This is a genomic window from Bdellovibrio bacteriovorus str. Tiberius, assembly GCF_000317895.1.
GTDB lineage: Bacteria > Bdellovibrionota > Bdellovibrionia > Bdellovibrionales > Bdellovibrionaceae > Bdellovibrio > Bdellovibrio bacteriovorus_F.
Genome location: NC_019567.1, coordinates 380063 through 405878 on the forward strand (window position 1 = coordinate 380063; position 25816 = coordinate 405878).

Below are 25816 nucleotides of genomic sequence, written 5' to 3' on the forward strand. Positions count from 1 at the left end.
GACTTGAAAAGCACTTTCAGGGCCTATCCCAGCGGCAGAATACGTTCAGCGCGGATATTGGTGATGACGCCCACTTTTTCAACCTGGCCGTGGATTTCCAGCAGCGATCTGGTGTAAATCGTGGTGCGGTCCTTTTGATAGATCTCGGGGTGAATGACGATGTTCATAAAGCCGAATTCGTCTTCCAGCGTGATAAAACACATTCCTTTGGCGGTGGGCGGGCGCTGAGTGATGGCCACCAGACCCGCAACCCGCACCTTGGTTTTTGTTTTCATGCGCTTCAGATCATCCGAAGAAAAATAAGGCACAAAACGTTTTTCGCGCAGAGCTTCGCTTTTACTGTGCAGATAGGTTCTAAGTACCGACATCGGGTGGGATTCAACGGAATACCCCTTGCTGTCGTATTCGCGGCGCAGGCGGTCCCAGTTGGATTCAAACGGCAGATGTTCAGGTTCATCCTCGTCTTCACCCAGTTCAAATTGCTCTTTGGGGTGCCCCCACAGGAAGCTTTGCTGATCAAGGCTTAAAGATTCCAGATTCCAGATCAGTTCCCGCACATTGCCGTTGAAAGATTCAAAAGCACCGGCGGCGGCCAGTTTCAGCAGCATACTGCGGGGAAGCTGCGTGCGACGGATAAAATCCGCCAGATCCTGATACAGACCTTCTGTTTTGCGACTGTCTTCAACCCGGCGAAGCAGCGTTTCGGGAATGCCATAGATAGATCTTAACCCCACACGCAATTGATCACCCGAGGCCGTTTTTTCAATAGTGTAGTCATAGTCAGATTTTTGCACGTCCAAGGGCGCCACCACCACGCCATTTCGCTGGGCTTCGGCGATGATCGTGCGGGGCGCGTAAAAGCCCATGGGCTGACTGTTTAAAAGGCCGCAGGCAAACACATCCGGGTAATGACATTTCAGATAACAGCTGGCATAAGTTAAAAGAGCAAAGCTGGCCGAGTGACTTTCCGGGAAACCATAGTTGGCAAAACCTTCGATGGTTTTATAAATCTGATCGGCGTATTCACTGGAAATCCCGTGACTGGCAAATCCGGTGCGCAGGCGCTGCTCGATACCACCCATGGTGGCTTTGCGTTTCCACGCGGACGACATCACCCGGCGCAGTTCATCAGCTTCACCCGGAGTAAAGTCCGCCACAGCGACCACCATCTTCATCACTTGTTCCTGAAATATGGGAACGCCCATGGTGTTTTTCAGAATCTCCTTTAAAGCGGGATGCGCATATTTGATTTCTTTCGGCGGATTCTGGCGCAGCTTCAGGAATGGATGCACCATGCCCCCTTGCAAGGGGCCGGGGCGGATCAGGGCGATTTCAATCACCAGATCATAAAAGTTTTTGGGCTGCATGCGGGGCAAAGTGTTCATCTGCGCGCGGGACTCAATTTGAAAGACGCCGACAGTTTCCGCGCGGCAGATCATGTCGTAAGTGAGTTTGTCATCGGCAGGCAAAGTGGCAAGGCTGTAGTCCTTGCCTTTCACATCACGCAAAAGATCAAAGCACTTGCGCAGACACGTCAGCATTCCCAGACTTAAAACGTCAATCTTCATCAGGCGCAGGAAGTCCACGTCGTCTTTGTTCCACTGAATGACATAGCGGCCGTTCATGGTGGCTTTTTCCACGGGAACCATTTCAGTGATGGGATCCTGAGTGATCAGGAAGCCGCCACTGTGAATTCCCAGATGACGGGGGAATCCGTGCAGCTGCTGAGCCAGCGCCATGAACATCTTCCACGGCCCCGGCTCCATGCCGAAATCCGCAGCCACCGCGGGATCCAGCAGGCGCTTCATGCCATCACGGCCCATGAACTTGATCATGGCATTGATTTTTGCCAGCGGCATGCCGAACACCTTGGCTGTTTCACGAATGGCCATGCGGGAACGATAACGAATCACCGTGCACACCATGGCCGCGTGGCGTTCGTTGTATTTTTCATAGATGTGCTGAATCACTTCCTCGCGACGGCTGTGTTCAAAGTCGATATCAATATCCGGCGGTTCGCGCCTTTCACGTGACAGAAAACGTTCAAACAGCAGATTCATTTGCACCGGATCAATCGCGGTTAATCCCAGACAGAAACACACCACGGAATTGGCCGCCGAACCGCGGCCCTGATAAAGAATCCCTCTGGATGAAGCGAAATCACAGATCTCTTTCAGAGTCAGAAAGTAATCTTCGTACTGAAGATCTTTGATCAATTCCAACTCGTGCTCGATCTGTTTTAAGGTTTTGTCAGGAATCCCTTCAGGGTAGCGGTTTTCCGCGCCCTTCAATGTGAGGTGGTGCATGTGTTCGGTGGGAGTCATCCCCAAAGGCAAGCTGGATGCGGGATAGCGGTAACGTATCTCATTTAGTGAAAACGTCACATGTGCCGAGATCTCCACAGTTTTTTCCACAAGATCCAGGCGGTCTTGCCACAACCACGAAATATCATCGAGGCTTTTTAAGCATCTCTCAGAATTCTGAATCAGTTTGTTTTTCGCCTCTGCCAAAGTGGTGTGATGAAGAGTGCAGGTCAGAACATCAAACAAAGGTTTGCGTTCCGGACTGTGCATGAACGGGCGCTGGGTAACAAACAGACGCGCCTGGTATTTTTCTTCCAGCGCAAAGCCCTGTCGGCAGAATTCCTGGGATTCCCAGGTCAGATCCCGCCACAGCGGCAGATACAGGCGGTTGTCGAAAATCTTTTCAAGTTTTTCATAGCGTTCGTCCGTCCACGGCGGGATGGCCAGGCACAAAAGACCCTGATTGTATTTTTCAATCTGTTCCAGACTGAGTTTGGAAAAACCCTTGGCCGCCTGACGTTTTCCCAATGTCAGAATTTCACACAGATGCGAATAACCCTGTTTGTTCATCGGGATCAGCACGACGGAGCTTTCATCGGTCAAAGTCAGCTCTGAACCAATCAGATAATGAAAGCCTTCCTTCACTTGCGGCGAAGCGGTGAACAAAGAAGGTGACTGAATGGTCTGAAAACCGCGGACCACGCCGTACAGGCCGTTCAGATCACACAGCGCCATACCGTCGTAACCGAACTCCACGGCTTGCGACACCATCTCTTCAGGACTGGAAGCCCCTTGCAGAAACGAAAAATTACTGCGACCCAGAAGTTCGACGAAGCCTTTGGCGCGCGGCCGGGGTTTGGCCGGCAGCCTGGAATTTTGTGAAGCAATCAAAGCTTTATTAGTCAAAGTACCCATGCAAGTAGACCTGTGAATTTATGCGATCTTTGAAAACCCACAGCAGTTGACCTTGATGAGAGAGCGCAAAGTAATAATCTCTGTTTTTTAAATCCTGAACTGAAATTTGCCACCAGGCCGATTCAATGCGTTCACTGGGAAGGGACGACACAAACCGAAGCTTTTGCACCTCGCCAGTGCTCAGGGCCTGTGGCTTTTCCAGCAGCAGGGACGGGCGCGGGCTGGAAGCCAGAGCTTTTGCATACACTGATTTGATTTGCAAAGCCTCGTCCTGTCTTTCCACCAGATCCTGAGGTTTAAAGTCCTCGGGCCAGTCGGTCACCAGACGGAAACTTTGTTCGGGGAAGTGGCTGGCTTCCATTTGCAGAAAGCCCATTTCACACTGGGATTGTTTTGCAAAGCTGATCAGGCGGCGCCAGCGGTCCTCGGTGTTGTCCCGGGGTTCAAAGAAATCCAGCTGCTGGATTTTTTCCGGTACATCAAACAAAGTGATTTCAAATTCCCGGATCGGATTTTCCAGAACCTGCTGTTCTAGTTTCTTGAATAGCAGATCCTCGAACAATTCCTGATCGCGTGTCGGGCTGACGGGTTCAATCGAAAGATTGTAGTGTTTGTCCGAGTATTCACAGTGTAAAACCACATCCAGGCGCTGCGCATGACGGGCCAAGCCCTGCAGGCGCGCAAACAGAATGTCCAGATGAACCTTGAGCCGGTTCATTAGCAGGGGGGCGGAACCTAAGGGATCATCCAGGTAGCCATAGCCCACAAGAGGGTCGCGAGGCACAAGAGGTGAAATGACCTGAGAGTCCTGAGAATGCAGACGATTCCAAAGTAAAACCCCAAAATCCCCCCAGCGTTCACGCAGTGAATTAAGACGAAAATTCAGAACACCTTCCAGCCCGTACACACCCAGGGTGTGGAAGAAGGCAATCATGTGCTCGACCGGTTTTTTCTGGGCCCACGGCGAAAGACCTTCAAGATCTTTCAGGGCATCCAGTCCCAGGCCTTTGAAGCTTTCCTGTTCTTTGCCGCGCAGACTGATATGCGACGGGCGCCATTTCGCCAGCATCTGTGCGCCGGCCGGAGTATCACCAATGGCAGCACTGGCATCCGGAGCAAACTTGGCTGCGATTTCCAGCGCTTTTTCAAGGCAGCCCATTTCGCCGCCCATCAAGTGCTGGGTCGAACCAATGTCCACGAAGATATAGTGCGGGAAGCGGTACTGAACGCGCGGGTTCAGCACCAAAAAGGCCTCAGCTGAGGAGCTTTCTTGCGGTGTTTTTAAATTGATGCATAAAGTTCGCATGAATCATACTCCCTGCCAGATTGAACGGCGTCGGACGGTGCAAGGCCCTTTGGATGGTGATAAAGTCGCGTTGAAAATGGATCATCAGACTGAACAGCGGGTTTACAAACTTGCTGGCTTTCTGATTCACAAAAACCAAAGCGACCTTGTGCAGACGACAAAGTCGTTTCAATTTTTGCAGCTGATGGTTTTTCAAAAACATCTCTTTCAGATTGCAGCCGATCACTTCAAACAGGGAACTGGTGATGAGTTCCTGCAGCAGCCAGAAAAGCTGTTCATTTTCTTTGGGCTCTTTGACCACCAGCAGTTTTTTCAGATTGATTTTGTAGTTGCTTAAATGAGCGGGGAAAAGCTGAGCATCCCCGTTGATCCATGCCGCCCACTTGTTTTGGGAATGCACGTTTTGAACGATGCGAATCCACAAGGAAGTGGCGCCGGTGCCGGGGGCCCCTTGCAACAGGCTGAGGTCGCCTTGCGGGACTCCTTTCCACAGCAGAAAGTCATCCAGGACATTCACGCCGGTGGAAAGGCCCGGCGGCGGTTGCAGTTGCTCGGCAGAAACAAAGGGGATGTTAGCCAGTTCGGGAAGGGCGAGGGTGCTCATTTGAAGCTCTCCATTTACATATAAATTACTATGTAAATTATATGTAAGTAAAGAGGCTATTTTCAAATATGGACCAAAGTTTGTGTTTCTTAAAAGACCCACAAAATCAAATATTTAACTTATCTAAATTAGGACCTGATTATTCTCGAAGCTCTTTCGGGGACGCCACTTTGCTTTGAATGAAGTATCTGATCCCGATGCTGGCGCCGTACTGGTCGGCGTATTCGTTGGACTTTTTGGTCAGCGAGTACGAGTAGCGCCCTTCAGCCACGATCGTGAAACGTTCGCGGTTGATCAGCTCATACTGAAGAGCCAAATCCAGCCCGGTTTCAGTGGTGGAGCGAGCGGTGGTGCCCATGTCTTCTTCCGGCGTGAAGTCGTTGTGAAGCACGTCCACAAGTCCCATCGGATAAGAGGTGTAAAGAGCCAGTGAAGTTGAAAAAGGTTCTGTCCACCAGCGACGGTATCCCATCGTGATGTGCATCAGCTGGGTTTTTTCTGCAACGGTTCGATTGCCGTCTTCACGGAAGTAAGTTTTGTTCATGTAGATTGCGGCGATTTCAAGACTGCCTTTGTTGTCGACATCCCCATTGGCCACCAAAGAAATCCCGGTGGTCATCTTGTTTTGTCCCTGCTCGTGGCCGTCATAATTGGTTTTGAAGAAATAGGGACTGAGGGTGGCCACGACGTTACCACGCTGAGGGATGTAGGCTTGGACTGATTTTGCAGCCAGCAGTGAGATACTCAGCGACAGGAAGCAAAGGATAAGTCTAAAATACTTCATGTTTGGAGACTAAAACGTGAAGGGGAAAAAAGCACCAATATCTTTCGCGCGCAAAAGTGCTCTGGGGTCAGTGATGCTGGCCTTGGCCCTGTATTGCGGAAATGCGCGCGCAGAATACTCGGAAGCCGAGTCGGAATCCAAGGAAGGCAAATGGGAAAAGTCCTTCATCACCGGTAACGTCGCCATTTCTGAATGGTTTGACGGTTTGGCCGAAGGGGTGGACTTGTTTCTGGCCGGTCAGCAGTACACCACCAAACAGAATAAAACCGCGTTCCTGATAGAGCCGTCTTTTTATTATAACGAAAAAGAAGGTTACAACGATGCCTTCGGTTTCAATTTCAATTTGCGTCTTCCCAATGTGGAAGAATACTGGCAGATCACTTTTACCAGCTATGATGAAACCAAAGAGCGCGGTATTTCCCAGACATACCTTCGTCAGACTCCGCGCGAACGGGATTACGGGGCGACACTGGGATTCTTCCGCAAATTGGGGGATGTTAAAGCGTCTTTCCAGCCGCGCATTAGCTTTGCCGGCTCTTTTTTGATTTCCCACACGCTGACACTTGAAAGCGTCGTCGAGCGCGGCAAAAACTATCGGGTGAACCCAAAGCTGCAGTTTTATGCCGATGCCGACAAGGGCACGGGGATCTTTCTGGCCTTCAACTTTGCCTTTCAGCTTTCCCAGCGCTTTAATCTGACTTTTGTGAATGAGGGTGACTATGAAGACCGTGCCCATTTGTTCACGGTGACCAACGGTGTGGCCCTGGGGCACTGGTTCAGCAATCGATCGAATATCTCGTATAATATTTTTGTGACGTCAACAAACCGGCCGAACTATCAGATGAAAAGCTATAATTTGGGCATTGCCTGGAGCCGCGTCCTGTACAAGAACATGCTGGATGTGCAGGTGATTCCCAATGTCGACTTTGCTGATCAGTACGACTATGTTCGCAATCCCGGCATCACGCTGAATTTCAATCTGAAGTTTTAAAGCACGCCTTCTTTTATCAGCAGATATTCTTTCACTTCCGGGCCCCAGTGATATTTCAAAAGATTGCTGCCTTTGCCGACCACGCGGTGGCAGGGAATCCAGTAGCTGATGGGGTTCTTACCGACGGCGGTGGCCACAGCGCGAACTGCGGATCCTTTACGCAGTTTTTTAGCCAGCTCAGAATAAGTGACGGTTTTGCCTGCGGGTATTTTCAGAAGCTCCAGCCACACCTTCATTTGGAATTCGGTGCCCTGAAGCTTGATTTGGTGCTGGGTTGTCCAGAAATTGCCATTGTTCCATTTGGCTGGTTGGAAAGAGCCAATGCGCACGCTGTAGAATTTCTCAATCAAAGAGGCCAGATCGCCTTCCACCAATTTTTTCCCGGCATTGTAGCTGCCCAGAAAAATCAGCTGATCGTCCTCGAAGGCCGCCAGCCATTCGCCAAATTCGGAAGGAACTTTGAAAATTTTGAATTCAAGGTCGGTCATCTGTCACCTCACAAAGAATGTGACAGATGTACCCTAGAAAGAATCCTTAAACAACCTCTTCAATCGCGATGCCCGTGCAGTAGCGAATATCAAAGGCCTTGTGTTTTCTTAGAAGCGGCACCGCCACGTCCTTTTCTTCGACGTTCATGGTCACCAGGCACATCAGAATATGCCCACGGCGCAGTTCATCGTCGGCCTCGGTCAAAAAATGCCATTCGGCCGAGTCTGAAAACTTCACGAATTTTCGATAGTACTTTTCCATCAGGTCGGCGTGGATTGAATCCAGGTCCACAGCTTCAACCCCATCATCGCCTTCAAAGACATTGATGTCGGCCTCATGAAAGCCGGCATTGACCAGCGCCGAAGCCGCTTTGCGAACGTCATCGGGATTGGAAAAAAAGGCCAGTGTATGGTGATTCAGAGAAGGCAAGCGGCTGGGGTGAGGCAGATGTTCAAGCTGACTCATGATTTCCTCCTTCGGCTATGATGTTTTTATTATAGTAAAAGGAAGGATCAAGGCCGACGCAAAAATCAATCTTTGCTGATTTGCAAATCAAGGCCGGACATTGCTCCGGCCTGATGTGAGTTTATTCAAACATTCCATCCATGGTGATGTACTTCTGATTGCCACTGGTCATACGAATGGACTGATAAAAGCTTTTTTGGCACTGACCGCGCAACAAAGCATCCACCGCGCCGATCATCGCGGTATAGACATAGTCCACGTTCAATACATCCATAGAACTGATGACTCCGGAATTTGGCGCCACCGCCCGCGTGCGGCGCAGGAAATGGTCGCGGGAAGCGCAAGCCATCAGCCCAATCACCGGGGCCTGACGGGAAGAATCCAGTGCATTTAGCATCTTGTTAAACCCAGGCCGCTTGGCTTTGTAATAGCCGCTGTAATTCAGCTTGTTTGTGCCGGGAAGAAAAACGGGAGGATAGAAATCAGGTCCCCCGCCGTTACGGGCATGCCCAAAGTAAAAGACGGCGTCGGCTTCCCGCAAAGAACGCGTGAAAAAGTCATCCGCATAGCGAGATCTTTGATTTTGAGTATCGCGGTATCTTCCCAGGTTTTCTGACAGAATTTCAGTCGCGGAAGAAAAGCGAATTTCCACACGGGCCAGGATCTTTTTTCCATGGATGGTGACTTCGCGAGTGAATAGTGAACTGTTCTGCGGATCTTTGCGGAAGCCGCAGAAGCGGGCCTTGCCGCCGCAAGAAGACGTCAAAAGATCTTTCAGGGCCTCGTAGGCACCGATGTCCAAGGAAGGACTGACGCCGTAACTGCGCCCGGCGTAATGCACGTTGCTTCCGGTTGTCCAGTCGAAGTAGCCGATGGCGATGCGAATATCCAAAGTGTTGTCATTGATAATGGTGCCATAGCGTTTGTAGCAGGCATTGCGCTGGGATGATTCCAGGGTTTTGGGATCATCCGTGCTTTTGTCTTCAAGCAGGGACAGATAACGCCATCCCATGGATGAAAAACTGGTTTCGTAAATGTAGCCGACATTTCGTTTTCCGAACCCCCAGCCTGCCAAAGATTCTTCAGCGAAGGCAAACAGGGCGGCAGTCAGCAGCAGTGCTGATGGCAAAATCATTTTCATGGGTCCCCTCCAGGATTTCCAGAATAGAAAATGCGGCCGGATTCAGCTACAAAAACCAAAGCTTGTTGTGTAAGTGCAAATCAGGAACGGTAGATGGAAAAATGCGCGAAGTGCTGGGGATTCTGAATGGCCGTCAGCCAAGGGTGATCCTTGTGAATGCAGAATCTGGACAATTTTCCGCGGGCCACCACAGTGATGGACTGGCGTCTGGCAAGATCTTTCAGGTCGTTCAGGGTTTTCTCAACGGATCTTTGATTGCCGAAATCAAAGATGAAATAAATGTCCGCCGCCGGGGGAATAAAATCGGTGGTTGAAAGATCCTGTGATAGCGCATTCAGATTCTTTCCCGTGTGATGGAAATAAACCCGTTGGGCCTCATGGACACGCAAAGACTCCAGCTCAAAGCCGGTGAAGCGGCAGCCGGGATAGTGGCGATGCAGGACAAAGGCCATCCGTGCATAAGCGCATCCCAGATCCACGATGTGTTGACCCGGTTGTGGCTGCAACAGATCCAGAATGTTGTGAATCTCGCAGTAAGGGGTTTGAAAAGCCTGTAGGGAAAGGTGTTCCCAGTTCTGATGTTCGCCCGCGTTTTTTGGCAGGGCGCGGATTTGATTTTCCACCTCAAGGCACTGAAAGCCCAGCCAGTCGTCCACCAATGCCGCATGGGCTTGGGCTTCGTGATAGGCATAGTCCGTCAGGGGCATCAGGGGGAAAGGGTTTTGCGGATCAAAGATCATGTCAAAGGGGTTGCGACACTGTTCAGGAATTTTTCCAGCGTGGGCGCGTATTCGGATTTGAAATCACGCAATCCAGTCAAATGACCCGCCTCGGGCAGGGAAAGCTTGGTCCAATCCAGATTCGTGTGCGGTTCAAACACGTGGTCGATGTGATCCGGCGGAATCAGCAGGTCCTTCCAGCCACGAATGGAAAGAATCTTAAAGCCCTGCGGGAAGGTCTTTAGATCCTTGTCCAAATCCTTGTGCAGGAACGGACTCCAGGCAAGACTCAGCACCGGGGTCAAAGCCAGACGCAGTGGCAAAGGGCGGATCTTGTATTCGTGCGTGTAAAGGTTGTAAGCCGACGGAATGAACTTTCCGGAAGGTCCGCTGTCACACACCAATGCCACGGTGTCGCTGCAATTGCGACGGGCCATGGCTTCAATTGCCGAAGCCGTGGGATTTGAAAACGAGAAGATGATTTTTCTGCCGGGCACCTGATTCAACAGGGTTTCGATCTGATCAGCATAGATATGTTTAAGCCCGAATCCGCCTTTGGAGCTGATTGGCAGTTTGAGTGATGTCAGATCTTTGTGGGTGCCGGTAAGATTGAAAGCGAAGGCATCAAAACCCATTTCATTGACGAGCTTGATGTGACGAAGCAGCTGTTTTTTGCTGCCTTCGAAGAAGTGAACGAAAAAGACGACTTCTTCAAAACGTTTGCTGCGGGAATAAAAGAACTCCCCATCGAAGGGGAGTTCTTGTTTTTGCGTTTTGCGCATTAGTGTTTCTGGCTGTGAGTTGCGGATGGCCACAAATCAGTCCAGTGAGCGGCTTTGTGGGAAGCCTGGTTTGCTTCGCCCAATGCCTGTTCAGAAACCATGACTTTTTCAAGAGCGGTTTCAGAAAGAACCTTGCCGCAAGCCTCAACGATCGAAGCGTCGTCAAGGTGGTGATACTTGAAGATCTCAGAAGGGCGACCGCACTTGGAGTGTTTGCGAACCGCAAGGCATTCCTGACGAACACCAATGATAGAACCCAAGTTATCCAACAGACCTGCTTCACCATCGTGAACGCTGACAACAGGAACACGGCGACCCGCAACAGTGATCAGATCACCAGTAGAGATCTCTTCTGCTTTTTTCAGGTAAAGATCCGCATTGATGCCCAGTTCGTTGCGCAGATAATGGTAATCGTTTTCGTGCGCCTGGATACCAGTCAACAAATCAGATGAAGTCACCACGATCACGTTGGCATAGATACCACGAGCCAGAAGAGCTTCGGAAGCTTTCATGGCTTCAGCCACCAAGGCACCCATTGCGAAGATGTTGATCACGTTGTCGCCCGGCTCATATCCTGCGTAACCACGGTAATCAATCAGGAAGTACGCACCTTTCAGAACGTCTTCACGAACAACGGCGAACATTTCTGCTTCGCTCATCGCTGCCACTTCTTCTTCGTTCACTGCGCCCGCCACCGGGAATTCCGCGCGGGACAGTTTGCCTTCCAGACCCACTTTGAAGCGGGCTTGTTTGGAAAGATACTTCGTGAAGTCCTTTTGTTCTGCGCCACGAGTCACCAGACGAAGCAATACGCCGGAGCGGCCTGCGTTGTCGTTCAATACGTGTCTGCGGATCGCATCCACCATGATCCAGTCAAGCTCTTGGCAGAAGTATGGTTCCCAAGTGATTTGATTTGGAATCTGAACGTCAGATTTCCAACCGTGCTGAGCACCTTCCGGAGAAAGTGTCACACCTGATGGCGTGCCCACGCAGATGAAAGAGGACTTCCAGTAAAGGTTGTAGAAGTACTGATCCAGTGCACGTTTCAGGAAGAAGTCATAAACGGTCATCAATGGGATGATTGGCACGCCCACGATATCACGCATTTTTCCGAATGCGCCCACGCAGGACATAACGTTGCCTTCTGCGATTTCAAAGCGCAGGAAACGATCCGTAACGTCTTCACCAGGAACCAGATCCGGAAGTTTGCCGTCTTTTACGCCCAGCTCAGCCTCGATGTCCTGAACTTCCTGAGCACCGAAGATCTTGCCATCCATCGCTGGATTCAAGTTCGTCGAAGTACCCACGTCCGGAGCCATGGAGATGAACAATTCACCCGGCAGCTTGAACGGTTTTTCATTGTCAGTCAGGGCTTTCTGGCCCGCTTTCAATTCAGATTCATTCAAAGATGTATTGGAGATACGAGTCAGTTTTGCAGTCAACTGGCCCAGCATCCACTGCGTGTGCGGGTAGCTTGTCATCTTCGTGTTGATTTCCAAAGAAGATGGCATGTCGCCGAACTCAGCAAGTTTAGTCAGGAAGTAATCCTGATTTTTTGCTTTCAGAGCATTTTGAGCTTTGATGTCAGCATAGATTTTCTCGCCGCGAGCGGAAAGGAATTTGCCTTCAACGGATTTGTCATCAAAGCGAGCATAAAGTGTATTGCCAGTGATGCCTTGTTTTGCGCGCAGTTCTTCAACTTCATCTTCGTGTGGAAGAGAAGAGTGGTTACCCTGCTGAGCCGCCGCTTTCAAGCCCCAGCCCTTAAGGGTGTGAGCGATGATGATGGTTGGCTTGCGCTTGGATTCTTTGGATTTCATCATGGCTTTCGCCAGGGACATCATATCGTGTCCACCGAAATCACGAAGAGCTTCGTAAACGTCCTGGTCCGCAGTCGCAGTCAGGAATTTTTTAAGAGACGGATAGTCCTTGGCCAAAGTGTCTTTAAGCAGCTTCAGGTCATGAACCAAAAGCAACGCCTGAAGGTCGTAATCAGTCAGTTCTTTTTCAAGGAAGTTTTTGAAGGCTTCGCCTTCTTTTTTCGCGAACAAAGCTTCACGCTTGCCGCCGTGACGAACCTGGATCACTTCCCAGCCGTTGGCAGCCATTGTTCTTTCAACACGGTCTGCATCCGTACCACCCAAAATCGCATTGTTCACCAGACGGTGACCATCCAGGGATTGACGGTTGTAATCTAGAATCCAAGTCAGGTTGCCGATTTCACGTTCAGAGAAGTCAGGCACCGCTTCGTACATGGAACCTTCACGGAATTCAGAGTCACCGCAAACAGCCCAGAAGTGAGCGTCTTTAGGTACATCGTAACCGTGCTCAGAAGCATAACGGTAAGCCAAAGCCATGTAACCCGCTTCAACAGGTGGAATACCCACAGAGCCAGACGGGAAGAAGTTGTGTTGATCCGGATCGTACGCAGAGTGGTAGGACTGGAACACATATTCGTCACCGTTAGTGAACTTACGAAGACCGTGCATAGCCTGGTTGGCTTCATCCAAAGAAAGTTTGGAAAGATCGGACTTCAGCAAATTGTCCAAAAGATAGTTGTAAGCATGGTCTGTTGGGGATGCATGCGGTTTGTTCGCGATGTGATCGAAACCGGATTTTACCAACAGGTGCAAAGCACCCATGATGTGAAGGGAGCTTGCGCAGCCGGCCGGGTGACCACCAATTTTTGGGTCGCCTTTTTCTTTGTCGGTGCGGTGATTGGCTTGCCAGATCATCTGGGTAGCCAGGTAATGGGCACGTCTAGCGATAGAGTCCAGAACCTCAGGTTTTGCGTTTTTGAGATTAGTGTTATCCACGTGGTTCTCCTAAGTTTTTTCAGTCTTTTACAGCGACTGCAAACTAGCACTCTACAGAGGAGGAGTCCATGCCTTTAAGCCCCGCAGCAAGAGTTCTGGCTCTATTTAGGACGAAGGGGCTGCGCTATTCGCGGCCCCGAATGAAAAATTGTAAAAAAGCGAGCATTTTCGGCCCCCTAAATGGGCCTGTTTTCGCTTGTTTTTCACTTAGGGAGCCTGTTCTTCGTGGCTTTCCTCGATTGTGCCTTCCGGAGTGTGCTGTACGCGGCCTACTTCAGGCTTTGACGGTTTTTGATGTCGCCCGGTTTCATGAAGCGGGGGACTGCGTTTTTGTGTGGGTTTTGTTGCAGAGACGGGCTTGGTTGGATGGTGTTTCACGAGAGCCTCCTGAATAAGAAGGCCATGGATGCAAGTTTCGCGCAGAATGTGTTCGCATTAAATTGCTATACAGTGTTCAGGGCAGGGCAGAGTGCCCTGCAATGGGGGCAATGTGCCCGCAGACGATCAGGCGGCTTTTTTCACCAACAAACGGTGCAGCGCCAAAGCCAGCACACCACAGAAACCAATCATCGCACACATCGGCAAAGTTGTGCCGTCATGCAAACGGCTGACCGCCGCAGAAGATAGCGCGGCAATACCGTACTGCAAAGTGCCCAAAAGGGCCGAAGCACTGCCGGCGGCTTTTCTTTGTGTGGCCATTGCGCCCGCGGTGGCATTCGGGAAGGTCATGCCCAGGGCCGCGATGAACAAGAACAATGGAATCGCCAGTCCCCAGAAACCCCAGTTAAAGATGCCGGCCATGGCCAGAACCACACCGAGCACCCCAAGAACGACAAAGATTTTTTCCAGAATCACGTCATAGCTCAGGCGTTTCAGCAGGCGGGCGTTGATTTGTGAACAGGCAATCAGGCCGATGGCGTTGGAGCCAAACACCCAGCCGAAACTTTTCGCGGGAATTTCAAACAGATTGATGAATACGAAGGATGAACCAGTGATGTAGGCAAACAGTCCCGCCTGAGCTGCGCCTCCCGCCAGGGCATAACCCATGAAGTGGCGGTCTTTGATAATTTGCAGATAGTTTTTCAGAGAGTCTTTGATATGCACCCGTTGATCCGGCTGATGTGTCTCAGGAAGGAAGATGGCCAGCATCACGATGCAGGAAGTGCTGATAATCACCATCAAAGCAAAGATGGCGCGCCAGCCGAAGAATTCGGAAATATAACCGCCAAAGAACGGAGCCAGGATCGGAGCAACCCCCATCACCAGCATCAAAAGCGAAAACACACGAGCGGTTTCCTGATGCGTGAACAGATCACGCACAATCGCACGTGAAATCACCACGCCCGCACAGGAACCCAAAGCCTGCAGGAAGCGGAACAGAATCAGCATTTCCACATTTTTGGTGAATGCACACACCAAAGACGCCAACGCGTAAATTCCCAAACCCACATACAAAGGTTTCTTGCGACCGAAACGATCGGTGATCGGGCCATAAAAAATCTGACCTGTGGCAAGTCCGATAAAGAAAGACGCCAGTGACATCTGCACCGATGACAAAGGCACATTCAAATTTTCAGCAATCGCCGGAAACGCCGGCAGATACATGTCGATGGAAAGTGGACCGAAAGCAGTCAGGCTGGCCAGCAGAAGAATCAATAATGCGAAGGGAGTGTTGGGCTTTGCGGAAGTGGATTGCATAGGCCCGTCATAACAGGAAGCGAAGTGATTTGCACGAGGGAAGTCGGCAGAGGCCTTTTATTGAAAAAGCCTCACGAAAAGAGCTTAGGTTTCCAGAACAAAGTCCCAGCGGATTTTCACAGTGCCGTCGCCTTCCACGATGCCTTTTGGCGGATTCGGGAATGGAGCCGCCGCGCGGAAAGCCTCAATGGCAGCGTCATCCAGATCCTGCACGCCAGAGTCACTCAGAACTTGAACACGCACCAGAGTTCCTTTGTCATTCAGAACGATCATCAGTTTTGTGATGCGATCCTGATTGGCAGCGGCTGGAGCTCGTCCTTCTTTGAACATTTTGCTCAGTTTGTCACGCACACGGCCTTCCCAATGCTGGGACAACTGTTTGCGAATACGGTTGTAGTAAGAGTAGTACTTGAACTCACGAGTGTTCAGCAAAGTCTCAAGACCCACTTCAACGTCTTTAATATAATCATTGGATTGGCTGGCTTCAGCGCCTGTTCCGGTGTTTTGTTCACCGGTACCACGACCTTCACCCAGTCCAGTTTTTTGGTCAGCAACCTTCTGTCTTTCGATGGTCTCATTGGCATCAAAACCTTTGAAAAGATCCTTGGCGATTTGTTTTTGGGACTCTTCAGACTTGGCCACATTTTTGTGGCGGCCATCGCCTTTTGGGCCCGATTTTACAGCCTGGTCTTTTTTAGTGTTCTGGAATTGACCACGTTCAGCGGCGATAGTTTGCTTGTTAACCTTCTGATTTTTGGCGGAAAGGAAGCGCGTGTCGACCTCTTCCTCATTCGCAGAGGTCTCACTTTGCTCTACAATCTGATTGGCAGGCACCTGCATAGCCTTTTTTTGCAGGGCTTGTTCAGCTTGGGCAAATTGTTGCAATTGTTCCGGCGTCAGAAAATCAATACTGACAGTCTCTTTCAGGGGGGCTTCTTCTTTTAGCAAACTCGTGATGTAAAAGCCTCCTACGACCACAAAGTGCAGAAGCAGGGACAGCACAATATATTTTCTGAAAGTCGGTGACTTCTTCATAAGACCTCACCCCTTTCTATCGGTATTATGACACTTGAAATTGAGAAGATGGTGAGCCGGACTCAAAGATTGCGACCCAAGTCTAGGGCCAGACTTTGACTCTTCTGTCGGTAGTGGGTGAAAATGATACAACTATGAAATTTGACTCGTGGTATCTGACAGATAAAGGTCTTCGTCGTGATTCGAACCAGGATTCCTGCCTGATTAATCGGGAACTGGGTTTGTTTATCGTGGCGGATGGAATGGGTGGCCATATGGGCGGGGAAGTCGCTTCCAGCATGGCTGTGGAGACGGTTGAAGAAATCATGCTTCAGCCCGAAGCTGCAAAAAAATCGCCGCGCGAAATGATTTTGCACGCTTACGAAGAGTCTTCAAAACGCATCTTTGACAAGGCCGCCAACGAGCGTCCCGAGCTTGCCGGCATGGGCACCACGATGGTGATGGCTTACATCCGCGGCAAACACCTTTATGTCGGAAATGTCGGTGATTCCCGCTGTTATTTGTTCAAGCGTCCGAACCTGTGGCAGATCACGGAAGATCATTCCCTGATCAATGAACAGCTGCGTGCCGGAGTGATGAGCGAAGAGCAGGTGCGCCAGTTCGTGGGGCGAAATGTCATCACCCGCAGCGTGGGTTATGAGCGCGAAGTTTATCCTGATATCATTGAGCGCGAGATCTTCCCTGGGGAAATTTTCCTCATGTGCTCCGATGGTCTGTCGGGCCTGGTGGAAGATGGAAGAATTTCTGAGATTTTAAATCAAAATACACCTGACAAAGCCGTTAAAGCCTGTGTAGAACAAGCCCTGGCAAATGGTGGAGATGACAACGTCACAGTGATGCTGGTGCATTTCCACGAATAATTGTGAATAGTTACTGATAGTTTTAGCGAAGATATCTAAGTAGGGGTCAAGGTTTGGATAAAAAGAAGGTCACGCTGTTTATTGTGAGCAATCAGACGGGGAAAACCCGTAAGCTTGTGCTCTCGGCTGCCTGGCTTAAAGCCATCTCTTTTATTTCCGCGATCGTTATCATCATTTTCGCCGCTGGTCTGGTGGATTATTTCGGTTTGCTTCTGCAGGCCATGGAAAACAAACGTCTTAAAGCTGAAAATGCTCAGCTGATCAAACAGTTCCAGGTGGTTGAAAGCAAAGTCAGCGCTTTGGAAAACTCTTTGGAGCGTGTGAAGACCTTCACCACCAAGCTGAAATTGATCACCAACGTCGATGCCGACGACCGTATCACCAAGCTGACCATGGGTCCAAAGCCTGCTGCCGGTCAGCCAGTGGAAGAATACGAACCGATGGAACAGCGTGAAAGCGCCGACGTTCTGGAAGAACAGGATCAGGTCTTTGCCAACAAAAAGCCTTTGAACGATCAGGCCGGTGAACTTGCCAACGAAAATGCGGATAAGGACTATGCGTCTTTGGTGGTCCGTATCGACAAGGCCGTCAAAGAAACCCAGTTGAAAGAACAAAGTGTCATCGATCTTTGGGAAAGTCTTTCCGAACGCCAGAGCTTGTTGAATTCCACACCGAACATGAAGCCGGCCAAGGGCTGGATCACATCGCGCTTCGGTTATCGTGTGTCCCCGTTCACGGGCAAGACCGCTTTGCATGCGGGTCTGGACATCGCGGCAGCTCCGGGGTCCCCTGTATATGCTCCGGCTGACGGCGTGATCGTCTTTGCCAGTTACGATGAATCTTACGGTAAGCTGATCACCATCGATTATGGTTATGGTGTGACCACTCGTTTCGGTCACTTGTCACAAATCTATGTTCAAGTGGGCCAGCGTGTGAACAAGTGGGACGTTGTCGGCGCAGTGGGTAATACCGGCCGTTCAACAGGCCCGCACTTGCATTACGAAGTGCGTATCAACGGCACGGCAGTCGACCCAATCAACTACATCCTAGACGAATAAGTCGGAACCGTTGAAAAAGACCCATCTGACTGCGTTGTCAGCGGGCTTTCTCGCTTCGACGTGCTTGGAGCACGCCTGCGCTGCGAGGGCCCACTTCCGCCTTGCATCTGGACCTTTTTGAACGGTTCCTCGTCCCTCGCTTTTAAAAGGTACCTGCTTACTTTTTCCGAAGCAGTGCGGCTTTGGCAAATATCAGTGAAATTATTGAGCCATGATTTTTTGTAGGCACTACACTTGAAGGTGTGAGGTGCTTATGAAGGGCTTTGCTTTTGTCTTGGTGATCTTGGTCTCTAGTTCGGTGCCGGCGGCGTTGCCGCCGCAGTTTTCGGAGTGTTTGCAGCAGAATTCGGGTTCGAATATGACGGCGACGGATGTGACTGAGATCGCGAAAGTGTCGCGTATCACTTATTGCCAGAATCAAGTCAGTTTGATTGGTAAGGCCGAACTGCTTTCAATGCTTTCCAATCCCAATGTGAATATGGGGCTTTCAGTCAGTAAGACCAGCTATACCAGTCAGGACTTTATCGACATGGCGGCGGCGGGCACCTATGTGCTGTATGTCGATAGCAGTCGTCTTTCCCGTGACAACTTGGTCGCTCTTTTAAACGCCAATGTTCAGTTGGTGGTGATGTCGGGAAGTTCGGGTTTGTCGCGTGCGGATCTTTTGATTTTGGCTGCGGCAAAGCCGTTTATCTATAATGTGAACTCGGTCATTTTGAAAGCGGACTTGCAGGACTATGTTCGTGCCGGGGTGCAGGTGGTGATTCGCACGGCGCAGGCGGGGTTAAGTCGTCAGGATATTCTGGATGTGGCTCAGCTGAACTCGGAGCGTGTTTCCATCTTCCCTTAAAAAAGAAAAGGGCCTCTTTGCAGAGACCCTTCACTTGGCATTAATTTAAGAAACTCGAATTATTGATTCATGACGGAAACAGCTGGCATTGGGCACTGAAGCTCTTTCAGCTTCTTGCTGACCAGTGTAGCTTCGTTCTGATAGCCCTTGGTGCTTAGAACCTGCTTCGCCAGATCCACTGTGGATTTAACGTAGCCACGGCCATTCAACTGAGCATTACCACGGCAGGAAGTCACAACAGACGAATCCATTTTAACATCCAAAACCGGATCGATCATATCGCAGAAGAACTGGATCGCACCGATATGGTCAATCGCTGCAGACCAATCCAACCAAGCGGATTCAAGCTGCTGACACGCGATTTCGTTTTCACGGGAACCCACTGGCAACTGATCCAAAGTGAAGTTCGACAGGTTCTGGCTGATCTTCTGGCTTGCCGCCTGAATAACCGGATCCTGATAGTAACCACCAGCTGGAGTAATGATAAAGGCTTTACCCAAACCAGCGTCAGTCAGGCTGTAAGAACCAGCACGAAGTGCTTTCATGTTGGCGATGAAGCCGGAAACAGCCTGGTCATGCATGGTTTTAGTGTGGTTGATCCACGCCAGAACCGGTGGTTTGCCGAAGCCCCAAGCGCTGCGGGAACCGAACAGACCGGATTTCAGGTTCACCATACGCTGAGCCAGCTCAGAGCGGTCGATGATGGAATTGTCCTGAGACAACTGTTGCATCGCTTTTTCAACACGTTTGATCGTGGTTCTTTCTGTTTCGATCAAAGTGTACTGAGCTTTCCACTGACGGTAATCAGCGTTGGTGGAAAGTTGAACTTCCAGATCAGACTTGGATTTGGCAACCACGTTGCCAGTTGTGTTCACAGCCTGACGGATGCCCTGGATCCAGGAACGACCGGTCTGCGCACAAGCTTTCAAAGCCGCTTCATTGTCACCGGATTTCGCTGCGTATTCAGCAACACGTTTCATAGAGTTCGTGTGCAGCGTTTTCAACGTCAAAGCCTGAAGTTTTGTTGTACGGTCCGATTGAACTGTCGCACGCTCCAGGTTCAGGATTGCAGAAGACGGGAAGGTCTTGCCATCCGCACCCCAGTTCACCAGCTCGTTAGCCAGTGTACAAACCATCAGGTCGTCGTTGTTGCTCAGGATTTGTTCTTCAACCGTTGTGATATCCGCTTTGTCGCTGGTGTATTGAACGCCCACAGCGGACAGATATTTCTCGGAAGAATCCTTATACTTCAGCAGGTTTGCCAGTTCGCCTGTTGGCTTGGCAAATTTCGCGTTGTAGAGATCCACGTTCTTTTCAAGTTCCTGAGTGATCTTTTCGATCTTGCCGGATTGAGCCAGTTGCATGAAACGAACTTTTTTCGCCACTTTCGTGTATTGGCAGGTGTTCTGAAGAACCGCTTTGCGGTGTTCAGGATTGCTCATGTCCAGAGTGTTCTGATCAATCATTTTCGCGATCGCAGAAATACCGCTGGTTGCAACCGCACCACCGATAACGAATGGCAGTGCCGGACCCAAAGCCGCGTTCATGGAAACCGCGAACAAAGCGTAGGGAGCCAGGCCGTTGATCACGTCATTCAGTGCCAGCAGAACTTTACCAGTGGACATCGTCTGACGACCGCACTTGGAATTCAGGAAGTTGTTGTTGTTGACGATGTCACCCAGGTTACCCACCGCCGTCAAAGCTGACGCCATTGTGGATTCGATGGAGTTCACATTCACCTGGGAAGGATCCTGTGCCGTCATCAGTTTTTGAAGAGCAGAAATGCTTTCTTTGATTGCATTACCGTTGTCTTCCAAAGATTTTGCAGAAGGACTGCCTGTGCATTCCGGAGAAGCTTTCACCTCTTTGGAAAGGGAGTCGATGGCAGAAATAAGTTCTGCGTGAGGTCTGTTGTCGAACAAAGGACAGCTGTAAGCTTCAGGAACCTTCGCCGCATTCATTTTGCCCGGCGTGGTTGAAGTTGACTTTACTGTCGTGGATGAGCGTGGCTGTGAGCCGCTCGAATTTGAAGTGCTGGAGCTTGAGCTGGATCTGCCACCACCGCCGTTGTTTCCTCCAGTGGAAGGAATGGTTGGAGATGTCGAACCCAGGCCTGTATCGCTGTTGTCGTCATCGCCAAATAAATTCAGCGGGAATGTTGATGTGCTTCCAGCCGCCCACACCTGTTGAGGTGTTTGGGGGACGATGAAGCTCGCTGTTAGCGCAAATGCCATTACGCCACACTTAACGTTCTTGAGTTTCATAGAGTCTCCAGTGTTTAACTTTTCGACAAGTAACTAATTTTGTGTGTCGTTTTGAGCCAGTCAGCAGGATGGCTGTGATCTAAGTTCTTGAAATCACAACAAACCCGCTGACTGAAATCTTAGGACCCACAAGTTCAGGCACCATAGATGCAAAACCGGTGCGCAGATGAATCGTTTTGAAACAAGTCCATCGACTGGCTGACAATTAGTTGTCATGTGAAGTGCCGCTGGACGTCCTAAGTCTTACATCCCGCTCTACTGCTGTTATTTGCTTATTATCTCGCCTTTAAAGGGACTGGAGCCACTTTGGGTGGAATGCTCTTTGTAAGAGGAGGTATGTATGAGACTTCTAGTTTCTTGCCTTCTAATGATGATGGGTTTTTCAGGTGCCTGCTGGGCCAAGGTGGACTTGCGTACCACGAAGCCCCTGGTGATTCCTGAAGATAAAGTCACCCCTAAAATCACCAAAGAAGACGTCGCTAAAATCATTCCTTTGGACATTCAAAGCAACGAAAGCACCGGTTCCGTGATGAGCCGAATTGCTGACCGTGGTTTTAATATGTGGTTCAATTCTCCGGTCATTAAAAACAGCCTTCTGGGCCGTGCGGTGGAAGAAACCCAGGAAAAACTGAAAACTGACGTGGTGGTGGCAGCAGCAACTCCGCGCGGAGTCAGTCACAAGTTCTCTTTCCGTGTGGAAGCCTTCCAGGCTTTGGCGAAAGTGGAATATTCCGGCTGGGTAAAAGCTGCGGTCAATTATGATGCGAAAGCTTCGGCAACCGATATTCAATTCAAAGACAAAGTCATGAACAACAAAGATCTGGTTGTCAGTCACAAAGCCAACAAAGAACAGGGTCTGTCGATGATTGGCCTTGCCTGGTCCTGGTAAGCGTCCTACCCTTAGGACATGGAAAAAATCGTATTTATCTCTGGAAAAAGAACTCCCTTCGGAGCCTTCGGCGGTTCCTTGAAGGATGTATCAGCAACGGATCTGGGTGTCGCTGCCGCTAAAGCGACTCTGGAACAAGCCGGTCTATCTGCAGACAAGATTGATCACGTGGTTTTTGGCAACGTGGTTCAGTCCGGTGCGGATGCAGCCTATCTTCCAAGACATATTGGTTTGAAAACGGGAGTGCCGGTCGCAGTGGGTGCTTTTGCTGTCAATCGTCTATGTGGCAGCGGCTTCCAGTCCTGGGTGAACGCTGTGCAGATGATTCAGTGTGGGGAAGCCACAGCGGTTCTGGCCGGTGGTGTAGAGCAAATGTCCCAGATTCCATATGTCGCACGCAAAGTTCGCTTTGATGGCATGCGCATGGGGAACTTCGAACTTGAAGACTTGATGACTTCCGCATTGACCGACGCCTACGCAAAAATGCCAATGGCAATCACCGCTGAAAACCTGGCGGTAAAATATGGAATCACTCGCGAAGAATCCGACAAGTATTCCATCCAGTCCCAGCAGCGCTTCCATGCCGCGGTTGAAAAAGGTTTCATGAAGCAGGAGATCTGCCCGGTAACAGTTGAAGGCCGCAAAGGCACTGTGGTTGTTGAAAAAGATGAACATCCAAAACCAGATTCCACTTTGGAAAAACTGGCGACGCTGAAACCGGTCTTTAAAAAAGACGGGATCGTGACGGCGGCGGCGGCTTCCGGGATTGTCGATGGTGCGGCTTGTTCGTTGTTGATGAGCGAATCCAAAGCCAAAGAACTGGGCATGAAACCAATGGCCCGTATCGTGAGCTACGCTTCTGTGGGTTGTGACCCGACGATCATGGGTATTGGTCCAGCGGGCGCAGCAAGACTGGCATTGCAAAAAGCCGGTTTGACTCTGGATCAGATGGATCTGGTGGAAGTGAATGAAGCTTTCTCGGCTCAGTATCTGTCGGTTGAAAAAGAATTGAAGCTGGATCCGGCAAAAACCAACGTTAACGGTGGTGCCATTGCTGTCGGTCACCCATTGGGCGCTTCCGGCACCCGCATCATGAATCACCTGGTGTACGAGCTTCATCGCCGTAATGCCAAGTATGCTCTGGGCTCTGCTTGTATCGGCGGCGGTCAGGGTATTGCGATCATCATCGAGAGGATCTGATGGAGTTTAATCTGCGTGAACGAACAGCCCTGATCGTTGGACCTTTTACTTCAACCGTTCAAAGTCTGGTGATGGGTCTGACCCAAATGGGTTCTGATTGTGTATTGCTGGATTTTGACAACAATGCCAGTCAGCGTTTCTGCAATCAGATCAATGATGCCCGTGAAATCAATCCCAAGTTTGGCCGGGCATTGGGAATCAAGTCCCCGATGAAGACCGCGGAAGACATCAAGGATGCCGTGGGCTCGGCGGCCCATTCGTTCGGCAGTGTGGATCTGTTTATTGATGCTCAGGCCTATAATAAACCCAACCGCTATAAGATTGGCGACAGCATTGATTATCTGGATGATGAAATTCAGCATAATTTCAAAGCTTCGGTGATGCTGACCCATGCGGTTTTGAATTTCCTGAAGAACCGCAAGCGCGGGCGTATTTTATATCTTTTGAACGAAGTTTACCCTGATCCGATTCTGGCCGGTACTCGTGGGGCGCTGGTGCCGTTTGCGCAAAGCCTTTCCAAACAGGTGGCTGAACACAATATCACCGTGAACGTGCTGAAACTGGGTTTGACTGAAGAATTCATCCTGGCAATGCACCCGGAGGCCAAGTCCATCAAGGAAGCGGTTGAAACTTTAAAGGTGAAAGAACCGCACTTGCGCATCACTGAGCCTGAGAAAATCACCAACACCGTTACTTATCTGGTCAGCCAGTTTGGTGCGGCGGTGAACGGTCAGGTAATTTCCTTAAGTTAGGTTTTTTATGCAGGCTACAGGTAAAATCAAGATCACTCCTCATTCCCCGATGTTTCAGTGGTGGGATTTTATTCCTCACTACACGCTGAAGGATTTCTGGAACAAGGCAACTTTGGACCTGGATCTTTCTGAAGTGAAGGCGATCTACAGACGCGGGCCTGCGTATTTGATGGCCTGTCAGCGTGACGGCGTGGACTATCTGATTTACATGGGATCTGTGCCTGAAATGCTGGCGCATATTCCGGTGACGGATGTCGGGCCCTTTGAAGTGGTGAAACTTATCCGCAAGTTCCCCTCAAAATGGAAAAAGGCCTTTCCCAAGTTATTGGGTCTGGCCTTTGTCACGATCGTTCTTTTGAAGATGTTTTTTTCTTTCCGAAACTAGAAGCCGGCGGCCTGAGAAGGGCCGCTTACAGCTTCAGGCTTTTCAGAATCAATTCTGCCTGTTTTAGATTTTCCGGCGCCACATAGATACGGTCGATGATACGAGCGCCTTCATAGCGTTGGAAGATCTCGGTCGTCTGATTGATCGGGGACGGTTGCGCCCAGCGGTCATACTGATCCACCACGTAAATCTGCAAAGCACGCTCTTCCGGGGAAGCCGTATGGTACTTGGACAGACGTGCTTTGGAGCTGGTGCGGATCACTTCAATTCCGTCAGCTTCCAGGGCTTTTTTGATGGCTTCCGGGCTTTCCGATTCCGCCGTGTTGTGCTGCTCAATTAGAACCTTGAACGGTTTTCTTTGCGCGATTCGTTGTGCCCACGGATTGTTGGCTCCGGAAAGATGTTCGTGCAGACGATAATCGTTGTACTTGGTGTATTCGTTGATATCCCCCGGCAGTACAAACGTGCAGTCCGGTGAAGTCAGATAACGGTTCAGCATTTCCTCATAGATGATGCTTTTGTGATGGCAATAAACCATCAAGTGCATGTGGTGACGGGAAATCAGGAAGTCATCGAACGAGTAAAGCGCACGGCGGTTCAGGCCCAGATACATTTTGTTTTCACGGCGGTGGAAGGTCATGTTCTGAATCAGCCAGGACAGGTCGATTTTACCGTAGTTCGTGCCGCAGAAATAACTGTCGCGCTCAAGGTAGTCCATACGGTCCACATCCAGCTCACTGGAAACCAGCTGGGACAGGATCGGGCGGAAGTCGACGCCATTGTCGACAAAGAAGTCATCCGGGCAGTGCAGGGCTTTGTCGATCAGGCACGCCACGTGAATCGGTTGAATGTCAGGGAAGTTGGTGCGCAGGGTTTCCGAAATTGCGGAATCTGTGACGTACTTGATGGTGTAGTCTTCGTGATTTGCACGACGGTTGTGATTCATCACTGTGTGCGCTTCTTCGCCGTATTGCTCTTGTTCTTTGTAAAGCTGAATGTTCAGCTCTGACAAATGCGGCATCACTTGCTCGGTGGTGTGACTCAGCGGACCGTGGCCCACGTCATGAAGCAAAGCTCCCAGGCGCAGCACCTGACGGAAGCGGGTTTTTACTGATGGTTTTGAGAATGGATAAACGCGGAAAATCGCATCGAATGTTTCACCGGCAAGATGGCCCACGCCGACAGAGTGAATGTAGCGGTTGTGAGTCGCGCCGGGAAAGCTGAACTCGGCGTAACCAAGTTGTTTGATCGCTCTTAGGCGCTGATATTCTGCCGTATCAAGCACGGCGACTTCCTGTTCAGAGTAGTAAATAGAGCCGTGAACGGGATCGCGAATTTCCATGGGGTCTCCTAGCAGTGAATCCAATTAGCTGTCATTCATGGGGGCTGTCAAACAGCTTCATCTATAGATAAAGGAGGTCTTTGCACTTGCCTAGATATGCCTGTTTGATACAGGACCAAGGGCTAGATACAGGGTTTTTACCTCTACAGGCTGCGGCGAAGTGGTTTG

At 50.3% G+C, this 25816-nt stretch carries 23 protein-coding genes; 8 read left to right on the forward strand and 15 right to left on the reverse strand.

From position 1 onward, the window contains the following. Positions 1–23 precede the first annotated feature (23 nt). From BDT_RS01880 to BDT_RS01895, 4 genes are all read right to left on the reverse strand, one after another. Positions 24–3218 carry a DNA polymerase III subunit alpha gene (locus BDT_RS01880; protein WP_015089568.1) on the reverse strand — a complete coding sequence of 1065 codons (3195 nt, stop codon included), beginning with the start codon at positions 3216–3218 and terminating at the stop codon, positions 24–26. Continuing rightward, a complete protein-coding gene (locus BDT_RS01885) occupies positions 3202–4524 on the reverse strand; it encodes a hypothetical protein (RefSeq protein ID WP_235046229.1) in 1323 nt (440 codons plus the stop codon). Before BDT_RS01885 ends, BDT_RS01880 begins: the two co-directional genes overlap by 17 nt. Beyond that, positions 4472–5128 carry a recA protein gene (locus BDT_RS01890; protein ID WP_015089570.1) on the reverse strand — a complete coding sequence of 219 codons (657 nt, stop codon included), beginning with the start codon at positions 5126–5128 and terminating at the stop codon, positions 4472–4474. Before BDT_RS01890 ends, BDT_RS01885 begins: the two co-directional genes overlap by 53 nt. A gap of 139 nt (positions 5129–5267) precedes the next feature. Further along, entirely contained in the window at positions 5268–5912 is a 645-nt protein-coding gene (locus tag BDT_RS01895; RefSeq protein ID WP_015089571.1) for a hypothetical protein, read from the reverse strand. Between the two features lie 16 nt (positions 5913–5928). Here BDT_RS01895 and BDT_RS01900 point away from each other — a divergent pair, with 16 nt between their 5' ends. Further along, positions 5929–6903 (forward strand): hypothetical protein, encoded by a 975-nt coding sequence (locus BDT_RS01900; protein ID WP_015089572.1) that lies wholly within the window; start codon positions 5929–5931, stop codon positions 6901–6903. Here the strand turns inward: BDT_RS01900 and BDT_RS01905 are convergent. The 9 genes from BDT_RS01905 to BDT_RS01940 form a co-directional block, all read right to left on the reverse strand. After that, positions 6900–7391 carry a methylated-DNA--[protein]-cysteine S-methyltransferase gene (locus tag BDT_RS01905; protein ID WP_015089573.1) on the reverse strand — a complete coding sequence of 164 codons (492 nt, stop codon included), beginning with the start codon at positions 7389–7391 and terminating at the stop codon, positions 6900–6902. The genes BDT_RS01900 and BDT_RS01905 overlap by 4 nt on opposite strands. Before the next feature lie 46 nt (positions 7392–7437). Continuing rightward, positions 7438–7857, reverse strand: a complete 420-nt coding sequence (locus BDT_RS01910; RefSeq protein ID WP_015089574.1) for a hypothetical protein — start codon at positions 7855–7857, stop codon at positions 7438–7440. A 121-nt stretch (positions 7858–7978) separates the two neighbouring features. Next, positions 7979–8998: a hypothetical protein gene (locus BDT_RS01915; RefSeq protein ID WP_015089575.1), complete on the reverse strand. Its 1020-nt coding sequence runs from the start codon at positions 8996–8998 to the stop codon at positions 7979–7981. A gap of 80 nt (positions 8999–9078) precedes the next feature. Then, positions 9079–9738 carry a class I SAM-dependent methyltransferase gene (locus tag BDT_RS01920; RefSeq protein WP_015089576.1) on the reverse strand — a complete coding sequence of 220 codons (660 nt, stop codon included), beginning with the start codon at positions 9736–9738 and terminating at the stop codon, positions 9079–9081. Beyond that, complete coding sequence (locus BDT_RS01925) at positions 9735–10499, reverse strand: hypothetical protein (RefSeq protein ID WP_015089577.1); 765 nt, start codon at positions 10497–10499, stop codon at positions 9735–9737. Before BDT_RS01925 ends, BDT_RS01920 begins: the two co-directional genes overlap by 4 nt. After that, a complete protein-coding gene (locus BDT_RS01930) occupies positions 10499–13315 on the reverse strand; it encodes a pyruvate dehydrogenase (RefSeq protein WP_041576852.1) in 2817 nt (938 codons plus the stop codon). The genes BDT_RS01925 and BDT_RS01930 overlap by 1 nt, the downstream gene beginning before the upstream one ends. A gap of 207 nt (positions 13316–13522) precedes the next feature. Continuing rightward, positions 13523–13693, reverse strand: a complete 171-nt coding sequence (locus BDT_RS19270; protein ID WP_158320217.1) for a hypothetical protein — start codon at positions 13691–13693, stop codon at positions 13523–13525. A 126-nt stretch (positions 13694–13819) separates the two neighbouring features. After that, positions 13820–15013, reverse strand: coding sequence for a Bcr/CflA family multidrug efflux MFS transporter (locus tag BDT_RS01935; protein ID WP_015089579.1), 1194 nt, complete (start codon positions 15011–15013; stop codon positions 13820–13822). A gap of 84 nt (positions 15014–15097) precedes the next feature. Continuing rightward, entirely contained in the window at positions 15098–16048 is a 951-nt protein-coding gene (locus BDT_RS01940; RefSeq protein ID WP_015089580.1) for an energy transducer TonB family protein, read from the reverse strand. Positions 16049–16182: 134 nt separating this feature from the next. Here BDT_RS01940 and BDT_RS01945 point away from each other — a divergent pair, with 134 nt between their 5' ends. The 3 genes from BDT_RS01945 (at position 16183) to BDT_RS01955 (ending at position 18816) form a co-directional block, all read left to right on the forward strand. Beyond that, positions 16183–16908, forward strand: a complete 726-nt coding sequence (locus tag BDT_RS01945; protein ID WP_041576855.1) for a Stp1/IreP family PP2C-type Ser/Thr phosphatase — start codon at positions 16183–16185, stop codon at positions 16906–16908. A 53-nt stretch (positions 16909–16961) separates the two neighbouring features. Next, the gene (locus tag BDT_RS01950; RefSeq protein WP_015089582.1) at positions 16962–17966 is read left to right on the forward strand and encodes a M23 family metallopeptidase; all 1005 of its coding nucleotides are present in this window, start codon (positions 16962–16964) and stop codon (positions 17964–17966) included. Positions 17967–18219: 253 nt separating this feature from the next. Further along, positions 18220–18816, forward strand: a complete 597-nt coding sequence (locus BDT_RS01955; RefSeq protein WP_015089583.1) for a hypothetical protein — start codon at positions 18220–18222, stop codon at positions 18814–18816. A 59-nt stretch (positions 18817–18875) separates the two neighbouring features. On the opposite strand, the gene BDT_RS01960 is transcribed toward BDT_RS01955, so the two are convergent. Continuing rightward, on the reverse strand, positions 18876–21080 hold the full coding sequence (locus tag BDT_RS01960) for a hypothetical protein (protein ID WP_041576857.1): 2205 nt from the start codon (positions 21078–21080) through the stop codon (positions 18876–18878). A gap of 340 nt (positions 21081–21420) precedes the next feature. On the opposite strand from BDT_RS01960, the gene BDT_RS01965 reads away from it, so the two are divergent. Genes BDT_RS01965 through BDT_RS01980 form a run of 4 tightly spaced genes read left to right on the forward strand, consistent with a single transcriptional unit; the run spans position 21421 to position 24306 of the window. Continuing rightward, positions 21421–21969 carry a hypothetical protein gene (locus tag BDT_RS01965; RefSeq protein WP_041576859.1) on the forward strand — a complete coding sequence of 183 codons (549 nt, stop codon included), beginning with the start codon at positions 21421–21423 and terminating at the stop codon, positions 21967–21969. Positions 21970–21987: 18 nt separating this feature from the next. Continuing rightward, a complete protein-coding gene (locus BDT_RS01970) occupies positions 21988–23169 on the forward strand; it encodes an acetyl-CoA C-acetyltransferase (RefSeq protein ID WP_015089587.1) in 1182 nt (393 codons plus the stop codon). Then, positions 23169–23921, forward strand: a complete 753-nt coding sequence (locus tag BDT_RS01975) for an SDR family oxidoreductase (protein ID WP_015089588.1) — start codon at positions 23169–23171, stop codon at positions 23919–23921. The genes BDT_RS01970 and BDT_RS01975 overlap by 1 nt, the downstream gene beginning before the upstream one ends. Before the next feature lie 7 nt (positions 23922–23928). After that, the gene (locus tag BDT_RS01980; protein WP_015089589.1) at positions 23929–24306 is read left to right on the forward strand and encodes a hypothetical protein; all 378 of its coding nucleotides are present in this window, start codon (positions 23929–23931) and stop codon (positions 24304–24306) included. Between the two features lie 25 nt (positions 24307–24331). On the opposite strand, the gene BDT_RS01985 is transcribed toward BDT_RS01980, so the two are convergent. Then, entirely contained in the window at positions 24332–25648 is a 1317-nt protein-coding gene (locus BDT_RS01985; protein WP_015089590.1) for an HD domain-containing protein, read from the reverse strand. Positions 25649–25816: the final 168 nt, after the last annotated feature.

Coding starts and splice junctions, on each gene's coding strand:
- BDT_RS01895 (WP_015089571.1), bottom strand. CDS start 5,912: ATGAAGTATTTTAGACTTATCCTTTGCTTCCTGTCGCTGAGTATCTCA.
- BDT_RS01885 (WP_235046229.1), bottom strand. CDS start 4,524: ATGCGAACTTTATGCATCAATTTAAAAACACCGCAAGAAAGCTCCTCA.
- BDT_RS01905 (WP_015089573.1), bottom strand. CDS start 7,391: ATGACCGACCTTGAATTCAAAATTTTCAAAGTTCCTTCCGAATTTGGC.
- BDT_RS01880 (WP_015089568.1), bottom strand. CDS start 3,218: ATGGGTACTTTGACTAATAAAGCTTTGATTGCTTCACAAAATTCCAGG.
- BDT_RS01945 (WP_041576855.1), top strand. CDS start 16,183: ATGAAATTTGACTCGTGGTATCTGACAGATAAAGGTCTTCGTCGTGAT.
- BDT_RS01925 (WP_015089577.1), bottom strand. CDS start 10,499: ATGCGCAAAACGCAAAAACAAGAACTCCCCTTCGATGGGGAGTTCTTT.
- BDT_RS01955 (WP_015089583.1), top strand. CDS start 18,220: ATGAAGGGCTTTGCTTTTGTCTTGGTGATCTTGGTCTCTAGTTCGGTG.
- BDT_RS01960 (WP_041576857.1), bottom strand. CDS start 21,080: ATGAAACTCAAGAACGTTAAGTGTGGCGTAATGGCATTTGCGCTAACA.
- BDT_RS01915 (WP_015089575.1), bottom strand. CDS start 8,998: ATGAAAATGATTTTGCCATCAGCACTGCTGCTGACTGCCGCCCTGTTT.
- BDT_RS01985 (WP_015089590.1), bottom strand. CDS start 25,648: ATGGAAATTCGCGATCCCGTTCACGGCTCTATTTACTACTCTGAACAG.
- BDT_RS01890 (WP_015089570.1), bottom strand. CDS start 5,128: ATGAGCACCCTCGCCCTTCCCGAACTGGCTAACATCCCCTTTGTTTCT.
- BDT_RS01965 (WP_041576859.1), top strand. CDS start 21,421: ATGAGACTTCTAGTTTCTTGCCTTCTAATGATGATGGGTTTTTCAGGT.
- BDT_RS01980 (WP_015089589.1), top strand. CDS start 23,929: ATGCAGGCTACAGGTAAAATCAAGATCACTCCTCATTCCCCGATGTTT.
- BDT_RS01940 (WP_015089580.1), bottom strand. CDS start 16,048: ATGAAGAAGTCACCGACTTTCAGAAAATATATTGTGCTGTCCCTGCTT.
- BDT_RS01910 (WP_015089574.1), bottom strand. CDS start 7,857: ATGAGTCAGCTTGAACATCTGCCTCACCCCAGCCGCTTGCCTTCTCTG.
- BDT_RS01970 (WP_015089587.1), top strand. CDS start 21,988: ATGGAAAAAATCGTATTTATCTCTGGAAAAAGAACTCCCTTCGGAGCC.
- BDT_RS01920 (WP_015089576.1), bottom strand. CDS start 9,738: ATGATCTTTGATCCGCAAAACCCTTTCCCCCTGATGCCCCTGACGGAC.
- BDT_RS01975 (WP_015089588.1), top strand. CDS start 23,169: ATGGAGTTTAATCTGCGTGAACGAACAGCCCTGATCGTTGGACCTTTT.
- BDT_RS01935 (WP_015089579.1), bottom strand. CDS start 15,013: ATGCAATCCACTTCCGCAAAGCCCAACACTCCCTTCGCATTATTGATT.